This is a genomic window from Oleiagrimonas sp. C23AA (assembly GCF_011759385.1).
Classification (GTDB): domain Bacteria; phylum Pseudomonadota; class Gammaproteobacteria; order Xanthomonadales; family Rhodanobacteraceae; genus Oleiagrimonas.
The window spans coordinates 193,908-210,612 of sequence record NZ_JAARLY010000004.1 but is presented as its reverse complement, the minus strand read 5'-3'; the positions used below and the strand labels follow the sequence as shown (position 1 = coordinate 210,612).

The following is a 16,705-nucleotide window of genomic DNA, read 5'->3' as shown; positions in this document are numbered from 1 at the left end:
CGTCCGGGCTTTCAAGTTAACGATACCGCCAGCGGAAGGAAAGCATGGTCGTGCGCGGCGCCTGGCGCAGCGACGGAGTCATGTAGGTATCCGACGGCTGGGTATCGGTGACGCTGTTGTTGTAGACCTGATTGAGCTCCAGCACCTTGTTGGTGTTGAAGACATTGGTCATGTCCAGGTCCAGACTGAACGAGTATTCGCGCCACTTCCAGTCGTAGCCGACATTCAGCGCCAGCAGCTGCGTGAAACCGGTGGTGCCGGCATGACCACGCGGATGCAGCGAGCCACCGCAGTAGAACGCGCCCTGGGTGTTGTTGTCGCCCTGCGGCAGACGGTTGTCACCCGGGTTCGGGTAGTAGCTGTAGCAGCTGAGCGGAATGCCGGTGGTGGCGCTGTACGAGCCGCCGACACGCAGACCATTGGCGAAGTGGTAGTAGCCGTTGATCTTCAGCGTACCGTTGGGCTCGGGCAGGTTGCCGTTGGAGCCGTCCTGGAAGGCCGGCGCTTCCCACGCGGTGTCGTAACCGGTGCCCCACGGGTTGTTGGTGCCGCCGCCGGCGACGTCGTCACCACCGGTGGTGTTGCCGAACTCGTGACGCCAGGTATAGGACACGTCCAGGAACCACGGCTGCGCCTGGGTTGGCGAGTGGTTCATGTCCAGCGTCAGCTGGTAGGTGGTGCGATGCGGATGCGGCATGCCCAGGTAGCTGTTGGGCACGGTTACGCGCTTGAGCGCGCCGTTCGGGCCCACCGGCAGCAGGATCTTCAGATCCTTGCCCGGGTTGTACAGATAGCCCAGGTCGCCGCTCGGGATCTGGTAGTCGTAACCTTGTCCGGTCAGGTACTGGTTGATCAGCGGACTGTCGTTCCAGTACTCCATCAGGTTCTTGAGCTTGGCCACGTAGAAGGTGGCACTGCCGGTCCAGCTGGGCGTGAACTGCTTGAGCGCGTAGATCGACAACTCATCCTGGTAACTGGGCTTGACGTTGCCCGACACGTGCTGTGTTGGCGACAGCGGCAGATTACCGTCGGTACCCGGCGCGCGACCGATCTGCGTGGTGTTCTGTGGCACATAGCCGTTGTCGGCACAGTACTCGGAGCCACAGCTGTAGGTCAGGTAAGTGGTTCGATCAGTGTAGGCGGCGCCGGCCAGGTCGTTGTAGTTCAGACCCATGATCTCGGCGTAGCGACCCAGCGTGGCACCCAGCTTCAGGCTGCTGTCGCCGTACACGTCCCAGGCCACGCCGAGGCGCGGGGAGTTGAACGGCAGGTGCATGAACTGATCGCCGGTATCCAGCACGCCGACGTAGGTGTCGTGACGCAGGCCACCATAGACCACCACGTTGTCGCTGACCTGCCAGTTGTCCGACAGATAGATACCGGCGGTGCGGTCACGCTCGTTGTCGTGCTGGTAGCTGTAGTTGGACACCACATACGGCGTGCCATCGGCCAGCGAGGCACCGTTGGGCAGCGCGCACTCGGTCAGGCCGGTACCACAGTGGTTCACATAGTAGGTGTAGTAACCGTTGGTGTTGGTGCTGGTGGTCGAGGTGGCGCGGTCGGTGTAGCGCTGCAGGCCAAACTGGATGTCGTGCTGGTCGTTCGGCGTGAAGTCCAGCGAGATGCTGTAGCCACGGTTCTCGTAGATCGACGGATCAGGCTGGAACTGACCGGCGGCCGAAGCACCCGGCAGGATGCTGGTCGACTGCGTGTCGTAGTTGTAATAGGCCGCATATGGCTGACCGCTGTTGTCGTTCAGCGCCTTGCTGGTCTCCACCGTGCGGAACTTGGAGAAACCGTACATGGCGTTGACACGCAGGTTGTCGGTCAACTCGCCGGTGTAATGCAGTACACCCAGGTACTCGTCATCGGTGCTGCCACTGTAGTCGTACACGTTCTTGTCGGCCGAGCCGGGGTTGTACGGGTCGTTCAGGTGGTAGCGGTTGTACCAGGTGGTGTCATGCATGCGCATGAACATGCCATCGACGGTGTTGTTGTTGTCGATGTTCCAGGTCAGGTTGACCAGGCCGATATTGGACGGCTTGGTGTCGAACTGTTCCTTGGTGGTGCCATTGTTGCCACCGTAGGTGTAGCGCCTGGACGGCGGATGGTTCTCATCCAGCGCGTAGATGAACAGCTTGTCCTTGATGATCGGGCCGGATGCCCAGTAGTTCTCGACCATGCGCCCTTCCTGGTGGCTGGCCGAGTTGAAGCTGTTGTACAGCTCCGGGTTGTTGCGGTTGCGGATGTCCTGGGAATTGGGGTTGAGCTTGGAGGTCGGCGGCTGGTAGTACAGGCTGGCACCGTAACGCCACACATTGTCGCCCTGCTTGACCGTGCCGGAGGTGACACCGCCGGTGGCATTGCCATACTCCACGCCGTAGCCGGTGTTTTTCAGCTGCACCGAGCTCAACGCCTCGTTGGGCACCGCCCACAGACCCGGCGGGGTCAGCATGTTGCGGTTGTCGGTCATGTCGAAACCGTTGACGTAGTAACGGTTCTCATTGGGCGCGGCGCCGTTGACCTGCACGTAACCACCGGCGTAACCGGCCGCGCTGTCGACCTCGCCCGGCGCCTGCGCGGTGGACTGCAGCAGGGTCACGCTTTGCAGCGCTCCGTGCAGGCCACGCGCACCCGGCAGCTTGTTGACGTCGCTCATGTTCCAGATCTTCGTGTTGTCCACCGAGCTGACGTCGATCGGCGTCACTGACAACGGCGGCGCATAGGCGGTCACACCGCTCATGTTCTGCGCATTGGCCGTCGACGGCGTGGCACTGGCGGTGGCCGACGCGGTGGCACTGGAAGAGGCGAACACCACCGCCGAAGAAGCGCCGGCGCGCACGGTGACGTTCTTGCTGTGCAACGGCGCGCCGTCCAGCATCACCTTGACGTTGTACTGGCCCGGTGCGATGTGACTGACCGAGTAGGTGCCCTGGCTGTTGGGCTTGACCGTCTGCGTATAACCGGTGCTCGGGTTGCTGATGACCACCGATACGCCCTGGGTCTTGGTCTTGCCGTAGATGCCGCCGTAGATCGACTGCGCCATCAGCGGCGTGGCACACAACATGGACAGGGCCAGCACGCTCAGGCGCAGGCCGCCCAGGCGCCTGGCGGAACGGTTGGAGGAAAGCGGCCGATTAGGCATGAGTTGTCCCTCGTAAAATTATATCGATCTAATTCACCGCGCGCGCGTAGGCCGCGCACGCGACGGTTCGCCCCAAGGGGTTGCTTGATGTGCAAGGCAAACTTCCGCGACTGACGCCGCGGCCGGGGGTGGGGGAGTCGCCCTTGAACATCACGCCAGCGCTTGCAGGGAAGAATGGCAGGCATGCGACAGCGTGATGAGAGTCTGAAATTTGCGTGACATCGTTGTCAACCACCTGAATATGAACTATTCATATCCGTGCATGCGGCAGCGCAGCAATTGATGGCGGCGGCGGCGTAACGGCGATTTCACGTTTTGTGTGCCGCAACATGACGCCCGGGAACTTTTTTGTCTCGATCCAAATGTCGGACTAGACAATTGACCCATCAGGAGCGATTACCAGCTTTGTCACTCCCCCCAATCCGCACGCAGATACAAAAAAAGCCGGCACCGCTTGTACGGTGCCGGCTTGTCCCACACCGGGACGATCGGTGAAAACGCTTAGTGCAGGTTGTCAGTGGCGTCGATGAAGCGCACTACGTTGTCGTGCAGTTTCTTCAACGACGGAACATGCGCGTAGACCATGTGGCCGGACGGATAGAAATCGTAGGAGATGTTCTTGTCCAGGCGCTTGGGAATCGGCAGGTGGTGCATCTCGTACTCGGCGGCATAGAACGGCGTGGCCAGGTCGTAGTAGCCGCCGTTGAGCATCACCTTCATGTCCGGGTCGGTCTTCATGGCCATGGCCAGGTCCGGCAGCACGTTGGTGGTGGCCTGGAAGCCGCCGCCAACGCCCGGCGCGTTGTGCTTGAAGTCCCAGTGGTCGATATCTGCGAACAGGCGATAGTGTGCATGCTGGCCGAACTTCAGATCCTTGCGCACGTAGTCGTTGAACAGCGAGACGTAGGCCGAACTGATGGCGGATGACTGCGGATCGTACTCGGAGCTTTCGCTCAAGGGGTCAATGCTGGGGCCGGCAAAGCGCGCATCCAGACGACCGGTGGAGTCATCGCTGTCGGCCAGCAGGTTCTTCTCGAACTGGCCGCCATCCACACGCAGATTGGCCTTCAGCCAGTAAGCGGTAGGAAGTCCGGTGTACTGGTGCAGCTTCTCGGCAATGGACTGGCGCTCGGCATCAGACAACGCCGAACCCTGCATCAAGGCATGCGCATAGGCACCGCTGGCAAACTGCTCCACTTCCTTCAGGAACGGCTCCAGGTCGGCCGGACGATTGGGCAGCTTGTGGTGATACCAGGCCGTGGCCGCGTAGGTCGGCAGCGCCAATTCATAGGGAAGGTCCACGCCCGGGTTGCGGTCCGGACCGTCGATGCTGGTGTCGAAATTGAGAATCTGCGAGAGCAGCACCACGCCATTGAGGTCGACGTTGTCCTCGTTGGTGAGGATGTTCGACAGCACCGCCGAGCGCGTGGTGCCATAGCTTTCGCCGAACAGATACTTGGGCGAATTCCAGCGCCCGTACTGCGACAGGAAGTCGGTGATGAACTGGGCGAACGCATGGCCATCGCCATCGACGCTGTAATAGGTCTTCTTGCGCTGTTTCATCAGCGCATCGCGCTTGTCCTTGCTGTCGGCTTCGGCAATCAGACGCGAGAACCCGGTGCCTGGAGCATCAATGAATACCAGATCGCTGGCATCGAGCAGGCTGTAGTCGTTGTTGGTCAGCTGGTAAGGCGCCGCCGGTGTGTGCGTATCGTCCTTGGTGACCACACGATGCGGGCCGAACGCGCCCATGTGCAGCCACATCGACGAGGAGCCCGGGCCGCCGTTGTAGAGGAAGGTGACCGGTCGCTTGGCCGCGTCGGCGCCCTTCTTGAAGTAGGCGACGTAGAACATGCGCACGGTCGGCGTATTGGCCTCGTCACCGCTGCCATGCAGCACGATGGTGCCGGCCTTGGCGGTGTACTCGATGCGCTTGCCTTCCACCGTGACCGAACCGCTGGTGGTGGAGGTTTGCGGCTTGGCCAATGCCTGCATGGCGGCTTGTTCGGGCGAAGAACCGGCGCCGGCATCGGACGCCGGAGCGGCCACGGCCAGCCCGGACGTCAGACAAAGGGCCGCCAGGGCGGTGCAGAGCGTGCGCTTGCGCATCGGAAATCCTCCTAACGGATCGTGGCTTGGGATGGAACGGCGGCGCCGTTGATGTCCTCAAGTATGGGTCGAGGCGGCGCCGCGTTCATTTGCCACAAGTCAGGGGTGATGCGCAGCCGCCTGCTACGAGCCCGGTTCCAGGGTGATCTTGCCGATGCCGTAGAGCGGCCCATGAATCGGCGCGGTAAAGCGCAGGCATAGATCATGCGTGCCCTGCGTTTTGGGCAGCGATACACGCAGATGCAACTGGCTGGGTGCACTGGCCGGATCAGGCAACGGCTGACGCGCCAGTACCGGTCCATCACAACGATCGCGGCGCACCACCAATGCGCCATGCGGTGTGGTCGACGGATACTGCACCACGCTCTTGGCATCGTGCGCCAGCGCGTAGTTGTTGGGCAGCCGAGCCACATCCACCACTAACGCGTCGATCCCGCTCAACGCGGCCTTGGGGTACATGCGGCAGGCGGCAAACAGGTTGACCGCGTAGGTTGGCGTCATGCTGCGCGCATCGGCCTGCGGTTGCAGGCGCAACTGGAAGTCGCTGCCGGCGCAGTTGGGCAGCTGCGCACTCAGCCGTGTACGCATGTGGGTGGCATCGAACACCTGCGTGCGTGCTTTCGCCAGCAGCTCGCCATCGGCGGCGAAGGTGGCCACGCGCAAGGTGGTCGGCATGGTCAGCTTCAACGGCACCCGATAGTGCGGCGATTGCACCGTCGGTGTTGAGCCATCGGTGGTGTAACGAAGCGTACCGACGCCGCCCTGGGTGTCGATGCGTACCGTGGCCATGCCAGAGGCCAATGCCGCGTTGCGATCGAAATGCAGGCGCGGCGCATAGACGCTGTCGGCCACGTCCACGCCCTGCGCGCGCAGGCGTGCCATTTGCGGCTCCAGCCGGTGCAGAAAGCCGGCGAAGTCGGGCGTGGAAGGCGCGCGCCAAGTCACCTCGGCCAGCGCTTCCAGACGCGGAAACACCGCATGGTCCAGATGCTTGTCGGAGGGCATGTGCTCGGTCCAGGCGTTGGCCTGCGCACCCAGCACATGTCTGGCCTGGGTCGCGTCCAGCGCCTTGGGCCGAACTTTGAAGTCGTACACCGTTTTAAGGCTTTCCACCGGCATGCGGCCGGCGGGCTCGTCGACCGCATCGGCCTGCAGGTGATCCAGATAGAGCTGCGGCGATGGCGCCAGCACCACGTCGTGGCCCTTCTTGGCGGCGGTGATGGCACCCTTGATGCCACGCCAGGACATCACGATCGCGTTCTTCGGCGGATCGCCGCCTTCCAGAATCTCGTCCCAGCCCACCAGGCGCCGTCCATGTGCGGAAAGATAGTGCCCGAGCTTGTCGATGAACCAGCCCTGCAATGCGTTTTCATCCTTCAGACCCAGCGCCTTGATGCGCGCCTGGATCTTCGGCGAGGCCTGCCATTGATCCTTGATGGCCTCATCGCCGCCCAGATGGATGTAGTGTGAGGGGAACAGCGCCATTACCTCGTCGAGCACGTTCTCCAGGAAGGTGAAGGTGCCATCGTCCACGTTGTATAGATAGGGGTTGATACCCCAGTCCGCCGACACCTTGGGCCGCTGGCCGGTGACACCCAACTGCGGATAGGCCGCGATCGCCGCCTGCGCATGGCCGGGCATGTCCAGCTCGGGCACGATGGTGATGTGACGGCGCTGCGCGTAGGCCACCAGCGCGCGCACCTGGTTCTGCGAATAGAAGCCACCGTAGCGGCGCGGCTCACCGTGCTTGCCCGCATTCGGTGGCGTGCGCCAGGCACCGATCTGGGTAAGTTTGGGATAGCGCTTTATCTGCAGGCGCCAGCCCTGATCATCGGTCAGATGCCAGTGGAAGATGTTGAGCTTGGCCTGCGCCATCTGATCGATGATCTTGCGCAGCTCATCCACGCTTTGCATGTGCCGTGCCGAGTCCACCATCAAGCCACGCCACGTGTAGCGCGGCCAATCGTCGATCCGCATGCCACGCAGTGTCACCGACGACGCCGTACCCGACGTGGCGGTGAGCAGTTGCAACGCGCTGACGGCACCGTAGAAAAGCCCGGCGCTGTCGCGGGCCTGGATATGGATGCCCTTGGCGTCGACAGTCAATCGATAGCCCTGCGCATGCGTGACCGGCGCCTTGGGCCATTGCCTCAGGGAAATGACCGGCGACGACGGCGCATCGTCCAGCTTCACCACGTGCATCTGCCAGCCGCGCAATTTAAGCAAGTGCCTGGCCAGATAGATCGCCGCCTGATGACTGCTGGCATGGCTATCAGTCACCACGATCGGCACCCGCCCGTTCACCCTGAGCGTGCCATCGGTCACCGTCGCCGACTGTGGTGCGGGAACCAACGGCACACTGGGGGCATCAGCCGCCTGCACGGCACCGACAGCCAATATCAAGACGCCCGAGCATGCCATGCGCCATCCCAGACCACGCACGCGCTCAATGCAAACCACATCACCTGCCATCACGGTCTCCAGAATCGGGGGGCGACATCCGCCCTCACAGCTTTAACGGCTACCCGCTTGCTCACAATGCAAGGCGCACATGTATGCGTTTCAGGGCCCCCACCATGGCCATCATCAGTACGGTCCATAGCAAGGAACCGGCGACTGCCAGCCACGGCGCATCGTCGCGCTTGTAGAAAAATACCGCCGGCCAGACCAGCCATAGCACGTAGTAGACGATGTTGGGTGCCAGATACAGCGTCAGGGCATTGCGGCCGGCCACTGCCAGCGATTGCCAGCCCCTGGCTGCGAACATATCCACGCAGACGAATATCGCGCAAAAAGCCAGCACGCTGATACCACTGCAAAGCATGGCCCAGCTCGGCGTGGCCTGAATCTTGGAAAGGATGTACCAGTGCTGCAGCACCAGCCCGACCAGCATGCACGCAGCCCCCAATGGCACCAACCGCGCCAGCAAAGCGTGAGGCCGTGCCTGATGCCGCCTTACCAGAACACCGGCGAACACGCCGGCCAGGGTGATCGCCGGCACATTGCCATCCAGCAGCGGAGCCAGTGCCGACCGCAACGGATCCAGGCCGGTGGTATCTCCAGCCGAGCCAAGCATGTTCAGCGCCACAAAACCCAGCCACACCAAGGCGATTGACCATGGTCGTTCACCCAGCCAAAGACAGCTGGCCGCCGCAGCCAGATAACCCCAGCCGATCAGGCCGAGAATGCCCCACCAGCTGATCTGCATCCCCCCGACATGTGCCGGACTACCCGAGCGATACACCCAGGCCAAAAGCGCCAGACCCGCCATACCCAGCCCCACCCACGTGCGGCGCACCATGCGCCAACGCCAATCACGCGGATAGCGGTTCCAGACCAGGAAAAAGCACAGGTGTGCGGCCAGTGCCCAGGTAAAAACACGCATGCCGGTCAACGCCGGGTTGAGTGTTTCAATGTTGACCATGAAAAAGCCGATCAGCAGCAGACTGAGCGTGCGCACCGCCAGATGCGCCCAGGTACGTGCGGTGGTATCTCCGAGCGTGCGTCGCGCTGCCAGCGCAAACGGCACCGACAGACCGACCACGAACAGGAACGCCGGAAATACCGTATCAGCCAGGCCGATGCCGTCCTCGTGCGGACCGGCATGTACCAGCCAGGCCGGCACACCCGGCTCGTATAGATCGTTGACGAACAGCATCAAGGCCACGGTCAGGCCACGCAGTACGTCAATCGACTGCAGACGCGATGGTACGGGCGAGGGCTCGTGGATGTGTGTCATGGGCTGTAGCTTCAGATACAGGCCGCGATGGTGCATCCGCACAGCGCATCCATCGAGGCCAGACGCCGCCGGGCCATCATCGCCGGCGCAGCGACACTCGTGGTCACCGGCTCAACCATGCGGCAGGCCTATGGCATACAGATACCAGGCGTCGTGCGGCAGCCACTGTTCGGTCCAACGCCAGTCATCGTCGCGCCCCGTCTGCGCATAGCCAAGATCGAAGGCGATGCCATCCTCATCGTGCAGGCCGGCGGTGATTCCATTGATGATCGCCCCTGGTGCACTGGTGTATTGGTAGGAATCGAAGAACATGTACTGCGCGTTGCGATGGCCGCTGCCGATCAACATGCTGGTGTCGTAGGGATTGCGCCCCAGAATCCAGTGCAGCTGATTCCACGCATAGGCTTGCAGTTGCGCCTTGAACCTGGGGTCGGCGTCGAACCAGGGTGCCGCCTCGCGTGCGGCTGCCGCTAGCGAGGCAATACGCGCATCCTCGCCCTGCCACCACGGTGCCGCGCGGGTGTCGTGCGGAAAGAAGAACGCCGTGCGCACCTTGCCATCGCCCATGCGCACCAGTTGGCGGGCATAGCCAAAGGGATTGGTCACCGCATCGGTGGTGCGCAACTCGAAGGCCAGCGAACGCCTGACCACGTCCCGCACGCGCGCCTTTGTCGCGGCATCGGCTATGGCGGCGTAGTGCAGCAAGGCAATCACCGGCATGCCGGCGTCGGTGGGATGGAAGAACGGACGTGTGCCGGCATCGGCACGCCAATAATCACGATATGCACCGTGCGTGGTCAGCCGCGCCATCAGACGGGCGGCGCGACGATCGGCGGCCCGCTTCCATTCGGCGGCCTGCGTGGCGCGATAAAGCTCGGTGGCCGCCAGCAAGGCGCAGTAGTCATCAATGATGTTTTCCTTGCCATCATTGAGCAGCGCACGATTGTGTGCGGCAAGGAAACGGTAGGCCGATTCGGCCGTGGCCAGATAGCGCGCGCGACTGAAATCACCATGGCCGGGCAATTGCGCCACGGCCGCCAACGCGGCAATGGCCATGCCGCCGCCAGCGCGGAAGCTCGATTCATAGCCGTGTGGACCGTGCGCCGGCTGCGCCACATCCTCGGTGGAATCGTCCGGGCTTTTTTTGATCTGCGTGCGCCAGTTCGGATCGCCAATGGCCCGATCGCGCGCCAACTTGTCCTTGCCCGGCGCGTCCAGCGTTTCGAAGAACGATCCGTGCGGGCGTTTGTCGCGGACCAGGAAATCGGCACCGAAATGCGCTTCGTCCAGCAGGCGGCGCTGGTACTGACTGAAATTGGGATTGTGCCGGGCTTTCAGGTTGGCAAAGGTATGCGCCAGGCTCCAGGCCACCAGCGGCACCTGCTGAGTGTTGAAGTACGAGGTCAGGTTCTGGTGCGAGAGGTGGATGCCATAGTCGCCGGTGGCGTCGTACCAGCCCCCATGCAGATCCACGAACTGGCTCGGATGGCCAGGCACGACCAGATGCCGATCAGCTCGATCCATGGCGCCGCTGGCGCGCTGTCCCTTGAAGTAATAGACCACGTTGGACAGTGTGTAGCGCTCCAGCACGTTGCGCTGCACGCGGAACGGGAACGAGCGCAGCGCGTTGGCCGGCCCGGTTTCCACGCGATAGATGCCCGGCGCATGCAGCGCCGAGAAATCCGCCGTCCAGTAGTGCCAGTGCCGCCAGTGATCGACGTGCCCGGCATCGTGCAGCGGGCCGCGCAGCACTACTTCGCCGCTGACGGTATCGACCACACGAAAACGCGTGTAATGCTCATCGTCATGGCCCTGCACGATGGCCTGCTTGCTTGTGGCCAGGTCGTAACCGACCTGATCGACCAGCACATGATCGGTAACGGCCATGCACGGCATGGCCAGCACCATTGGAAGAGCCCCCAGCAACGGGCGCGACATACGACGCATCATGCGCAATTCCCTGGTTTACGCCGGCGCACCATCAAAACCACAGTGGCGGCAAAAAAACGGGCCCGGTACCGCCCCGGGCCCTTCAGGGGGAAACAAACAACCTGGATCAGAACTTGTAATGCAGGCTGGCCATGTAGCGACGACCATTGGTGTAGGTACCGGCCGGCATGTCCTTGGTGCCCAGATAGGTGAAGTACTTCTCGTTGAGCAGGTTCATGGCGTCGGCAGTCACCGACAGATGCTTGTTGAACGACCAACCGAAGTGCGCATCGACCTCGGTGTAGTCATCCACACTGGCAGGTGCGGCGCCAGCCACGTAGCCGCCAGCCAGGTAATGGCTACGCCAGCTGTAGGTCAGGCGAGCGCTGAACGGCCCCTTCTCGAAGTATGGGCTCAGGGTGACCGCGTGCTTGGAATTGTAGGGAAGCGCGTGCCCCTGATCGGTACGGCCGTTGGCATAGGTGTAGTTGGTCACCAAGCCGAAGCCCGAGTCGAACGCCTGCTGATAACTGACCGTGAAGCCCTTCACCGTGCCCGAGCCGATGTTGTACGGACGCTGCATGCTGTAGTCGCAGTAGCCGTCGGCCGAACAATTGCCCAGCTTGCCCACATAGGTGGAATTGAAAGTGGTCGGATCGGTGTCGTGCATCGAGTTGTACTCGCGCTCGACTTCGCTCTGGGTCTGCACATAGTTGAGGATGTGCTTGTAGAACACCGAGCCGGCCAGTACCGACTGCGGCGCGAAGTACCACTCGGCCGAGAAGTCGAAGTTGTACGACTTGTATGGATTCAGATCCGGGTTGCCGCCGCTGCCGGTCAGGGTCTGATCGTTGAGGAAGGCGTAGTTGACCAGCTGGTTGTACGGCGCCCACGCGATTACCTTGGAGGCGGCGAAGCGGTACACGGTGTCACTGCCGTCGTCGTAAATGATGTTGACCGATGGCAGCCAGTTGTTGTGGGTGGAGGTCTTGCTCTGCCACCAGCCGGCCGGTGCCGGCAGCACCGGCGAGCCGGAGAAGGTGAAGCCATCGCCGGTCAGCTGAGTGTGCACGTAGCGCAGGCCCAGGTTGCCGTGCAGCACCGACGTGGCGAAGTTCAACTGGGCATAGGCGGCCTTGGTCTGCTGTTCGAACTTCCAGGTGTTGTTGAGGTACGAGGACGGATCGGGATGGGCGAAATCGATCGGACTGCCCTGCACGTAGTCCTTGATCGCACCGGCGCTGCTCTGCACATGATGGCGCTGATCGGGAGAGAAACCGGCGAAGGTATTGCTGCCCAGAATATCGGTGTAGCTGATGTCGCCAACCGTGGCCAGCGAACCCGGCGTCACCCCGCCGTACACGTTTTCCACGTGATCGTGCTTCTCATCGTTGTAGCGCACCCCCACCAGCAGCTCGTTGAATACGCTGTCGAAATCCTGGGTGAAGTCGATCTTTGCGTAGTTGTTGCGCGCACTGGAGGGAATGCGTCCTTCGTTGCCGAACCAACCACCGTAGGAGCTCCAGTTGGCCGGGTCCTTGGCGGCGGCCGGGCTGTCGAAGACCTGCCCGGTATTGATATTCCAGCTGTAGCCACCGTGATAGGCCGGCTCAATGAAGTACTGCGCGTTGCTGGAGTTGTCGGCCTTGCTGTAGCCGGCCTGCGCCGAAAGACTCCAGTTGTCGGCCAGATACTTGCCCTTGAGGTCGATGCCCTTGGTGGTCACTTGCGAGGTGCGTACCTGGTTGTCCAGGTAGGTATTGACGTTGCCGGAACAACCGGGATCGTCGACACCGCAGGAATGTCCGGCGTAGACGATGCCATTGTTCCCCGCCTGCAGGCTGGTGATGGTATTGGCGCCGGTCTGGCTGGTGAAGCCGTACATCGACTGGTTGAAGTTGTCGAAGTTCTCGCGGATGTACAGGCCCTGTAGGTCGAATTCGAGCTGTTTGGTCGGTCGGTATTGCACGTTCACCAGCGCGGTATCGCGCTTGCGCTTTTGCTGGAAGTAGGCCGCGTTGACCTCCTGCGGCATCTGATCGCTCGGGCGCAGGCTGCCGTTGGCCAGCTGCGCGGCCACGGCCGGGTTGGCGGCAAAGTCCGACACCGGTTCATAGCCGAACACTTCAACGCCCTGGCGATCGATCTGCTCTTCATAGTGCGCGCCGGCAAAGTCGATGCCGAAGCTGTTGTCGTTGTTCTTCCAGCTGTACAGCAGCGAAGCGTTGGGGCGCCCCTTGCTGGCCTGGGAGTTGTAGCTCTCGCCCACCGACAGGCTTACCGTGTTGGCGTCCATGTCCAGCGGCTTGCGCGTATGCATGATCACCGTGCCGCCCAGGCTGCCCGATTGCAGGCGCGCCTCGGGCGACTTGTAGATCTCCAGACGCCCCAGCACTTCCGGTGCCAGCATGGTGTAGTCGAAACCCCGGTCGGGCTGATCGCCGTAAAGCCAGTCGGTCTGCGCCACCGGATGGTCGTCCAGGAACGACAGGTTCAGGCTGGGATCGGTGCCGTCGATGCTGACCCGCGCGCCCTGGCCGAATTTGCGGTCGATGGTGACACCGGGCACCTGCGACATCGCTTCGGCCACGTTGGTGTTGGGAAACTTGCCCAGATCCTCGGCGGTGACGGCATCGACAATGGCATCGGCATTGCGCTTGGTGTCCAGCGACTTCTGCAGGCTTGCGCGGATACCGGTCACAGTGACGGTCTGCAGCTGCTGTGGATTGCCGCTGTCACTACTGGAACTGGACGAGTTGACGGTGTCCTGGGCGACGGCGGTGCCGGCGACCAGGAAGGCGGCGAGGATGCTCGCCGAAAGTGCGGTCTTGCAGTAACGCATGATGATCTCTCCCCTACGTATGACAGTGCCGGATACCGGACTTGCCGTGGTGGCGGCAGGCGGCTCCCTCAGTGCTGCTAACTACGTTGCTTCCCGATCTGCTTGTGCTTTGCTTTGCTGCCCCGGCACGCGCTCCCGCCGGGTGCCGGTTGAAACGAACCTCATAGATCTAGCGTGAGTGCTCCAGATGCCAGCCGGCGGCGCCGATGACGCCCAGCTGACCGTGTTCCATGACCCTGACCGGCACGCGTTCCAGGAACGCGCGCATGTCACCCTTGTCCAGAAAACGCTCGACGAACGCGCTGCGCTGCAAAAAGTGTCGGATCTGCGGCACGATGCCGCCGGCCAGGAACACGCCGCCGCGAGCGCCGTACAGCATGGCCAGATTGCCGACGAAGCTACCCAGCAGACCACAGAAGGTGTCCAGCGCCTGGCGGGCGCAGGCATCGTCGCCGGCCAGCGCGGCCTCGGTGACCTGCTCGGGCGCGGTCAGCGCCGGTGTGGTTCCGGCCTGCACGGCCAGCGCGCGATACACCGCCAGCAGGCCGGGGCCCGACAGCACCCGCTCGTAGGACACGTAATGCTCGCCGTCGGCCATCGCCTCGAGCAACTCACGCTCGCAGGCGGTGACCGGCGCCAGATTGATCTGCCCGGCCTCGGTGGCCAGCACCATCGGGCCGTCCGGACGCGGAATGCACACCGCCGAGCCCAGGCCCGTACCCGGGCCGACCACGATCACGGGACCGTCGATGTCACCCTGCTCGCACTGGCTGATCAGGCTGGTGCGCGCCGGGTCGATGAAGCGCGTGGCATAGGCCACTGCCTCGAAATCATTGATCAGCGACAGGCTGTCCAGCCCGGTCGCCTGGCGCAGCGCCTCCAGATTCACCGGCCACGGCAGATTGGTGTTGATGACCTCACCGTCGACCGCATATCCGGCGCAGGCCAGCGCGCAATGAGTGACCGGTGCGCCGACTTTCTCGTCGATGAACCGGCGCACGATGTCGGCAAGGTCGGTGTAGTCGGCGCACGGATACTTGGCGTACTCGAGCACACTCACTTCACCGCCACCGGCATGCGCCTGACCGCGCACCAGTCCGAGACGGGCGTGCGTGCCGCCGACGTCGGCCGCGATGAACGGCGTCGCCGTCCTCATGTGCGGTACCGGTTGAGCACGTGCCAACTGCGAATCGCGCAACGTCCGTTCCTCGTCATGTGAATCCCCTCGGCCGGGCCGGACAGCCGTGAGCCGTCGCCCTTCGATGTCCGTTCTAAGCCCGATCTGACAACGTTGTCAACCGGCCATTTCACTTTGGTAGCGCGATAACTCGCGTGGCGCAATGCAACGAAAAGTTCACGTCAAAATATCCGACAAATAATTTTTAATCTTTTTTAATCAATACATTATATTGAAATAGACATATAGGTCACACAGCTACGGCGCAACATGTAACCGATTACATTGCGCCGTGTAAGCATCGTGAAAAATTTTTTGTTTCCGATCCATCGATGACAACGGTAGTCTTGAAGATGACCGGTCGACAGACGAAGGTCGGCTGACACATCACCCAACCTCGGGGGAGGAACGCCTCGCATGACTGCTTCGGACCGCGCGCGTCACTACTGGATGTCGATGCTGATCGTCGGCGTGCTGTACTTCATTCTCGGCTTCTTCACCTGGCTCAACGGGCCGCTGATCACCTTCGTGAAGCTGGCCTTCAACCTCAACGACGTGAATGCCTTCCTGGTACCGATGGCGTTCTACCTGTCGTACTTCTTCCTGGCGCTGCCGTCCTCGTGGATCCTCAAAGGCACGGGCATGAAGAAGGGCATGATGTTGGGCCTGTTCGTGATGGCCGCCGGCGCCGCGCTGTTTGGCCAGTTCACCACGCAGCGCTGGTATCCGGGCGCGCTGACGGGGCTGTTCGTGATCGGCGGCGGCCTGTCGCTGCTGCAGACGGCCATCAACCCTTATGTGAGTATCCTGGGCCCGATCGAAAGTGCGGCGCAGCGCATTGCCATCATGGGCATCTTCAACAAGGTGGCCGGCATCCTGGCGCCGATCGTGATCGGCGTGCTGGTGCTGCACGGCATCGGCGATCTGGCCGGGCAGGTGGCCAGCGCCGGCAGCGACAGCGCACGCAACGGCATCCTGCAGGCCTTCGCCGACCGCATCTACCTGCCGTACATGGCCATGGCGGTGATCCTGGTGCTGCTGGCCATCGGCGTGGTGCGCTCGCCGCTGCCGGAATTGAAACCCTCCGAAGACAACGAGGACGCCGCCGACTCCGGGCAGCGCAGCATCTTCAGCTATCCGCACCTGTGGCTGGGCGTGCTTTGCCTGTTCCTATACGTGGGCGTGGAAGTGATGGCCGGCGACGCGGTGGGCACCTACGGCCAGGGCTTTCACCTGTCGCTGGATCAGACCAAGTTCTTCACCGCCGGCACGCTGGCGATGATGCTGGCCGGCTACGTGGTCGGTGGCCTGCTGACGCCGCGGGTGGTGTCGCAGGAGCGCTACCTGAGCTGGTCGGCAGTGCTGGGCGTGATTCTGGTGGTGGCCGCGTTCCTGACCACCGGCTACACCTCGGTGATCTGCGTGTTCGCGCTGGGCTTTGCCAATTCGATGATGTGGCCGGCGATCTTCCCTCTGGCCATCCGCAGCCTGGGTCGTCACACCGAGCAGGGCTCGGCCTTCATGATCATGGGCATTGCCGGCGGCGCGATCATTCCGCAGCTGTTCGTGCACCTGAAGCAGCACTTCAACTTCCAGCTGGTGTTCATGGCGCTGATGGTGCCGTGCTATGCGTACATCCTGTTCTACGCACTGCGCGGGCACCGCGTGGGTCTGGGCGCGCGCCGCGCGAGCACGGGCGAGACCGCGCCGGCACAGACCTGAGCGACACTTTGGGCTAGCATGGCACGCGCCCGCCGTCCCGCT

8 protein-coding genes are annotated in these 16,705 nt (G+C 62.5%); 1 reads left to right on the top strand and 7 read right to left on the bottom strand.

The genetic code is table 11. The features are described 5' to 3' along the window. Positions 1-16: 16 nt before the first annotated feature. The 7 genes from HBF24_RS08815 to glk all read right to left on the bottom strand — a co-directional run bounded on the left by HBF24_RS08815 (position 17) and on the right by glk (position 14,947). Entirely contained in the window at positions 17-3,145 is a 3,129-nt protein-coding gene (locus HBF24_RS08815; protein WP_167171964.1) for a carboxypeptidase regulatory-like domain-containing protein, read from the bottom strand. Positions 3,146-3,646: 501 nt separating this feature from the next. Further along, positions 3,647-5,254 carry a peptidase S10 gene (locus HBF24_RS08810; protein WP_167171959.1) on the bottom strand — a complete coding sequence of 536 codons (1,608 nt, stop codon included), beginning with the start codon at positions 5,252-5,254 and terminating at the stop codon, positions 3,647-3,649. A 123-nt stretch (positions 5,255-5,377) separates the two neighbouring features. Beyond that, a complete protein-coding gene (locus tag HBF24_RS08805; RefSeq protein ID WP_167171955.1) occupies positions 5,378-7,726 on the bottom strand; it encodes a family 20 glycosylhydrolase in 2,349 nt (782 codons plus the stop codon). Between the two features lie 61 nt (positions 7,727-7,787). Then, positions 7,788-8,993, bottom strand: coding sequence for a DUF5009 domain-containing protein (locus tag HBF24_RS08800; RefSeq protein WP_167171951.1), 1,206 nt, complete (start codon positions 8,991-8,993; stop codon positions 7,788-7,790). 111 nt (positions 8,994-9,104) lie between these two features. Next, positions 9,105-10,943, bottom strand: coding sequence for a glycoside hydrolase family 9 protein (locus HBF24_RS08795; RefSeq protein WP_240922350.1), 1,839 nt, complete (start codon positions 10,941-10,943; stop codon positions 9,105-9,107). Positions 10,944-11,049: 106 nt separating this feature from the next. Further along, complete coding sequence (locus tag HBF24_RS08790; protein WP_167171949.1) at positions 11,050-13,764, bottom strand: TonB-dependent receptor; 2,715 nt, start codon at positions 13,762-13,764, stop codon at positions 11,050-11,052. Between the two features lie 169 nt (positions 13,765-13,933). Beyond that, positions 13,934-14,947: a glucokinase gene (glk, locus tag HBF24_RS08785; RefSeq protein WP_277344525.1), complete on the bottom strand. Its 1,014-nt coding sequence runs from the start codon at positions 14,945-14,947 to the stop codon at positions 13,934-13,936. A 411-nt stretch (positions 14,948-15,358) separates the two neighbouring features. Here glk and HBF24_RS08780 point away from each other — a divergent pair, with 411 nt between their 5' ends. Then, positions 15,359-16,663 (top strand): sugar MFS transporter, encoded by a 1,305-nt coding sequence (locus tag HBF24_RS08780; protein WP_240922349.1) that lies wholly within the window; start codon positions 15,359-15,361, stop codon positions 16,661-16,663. Positions 16,664-16,705 lie beyond the last annotated feature (42 nt).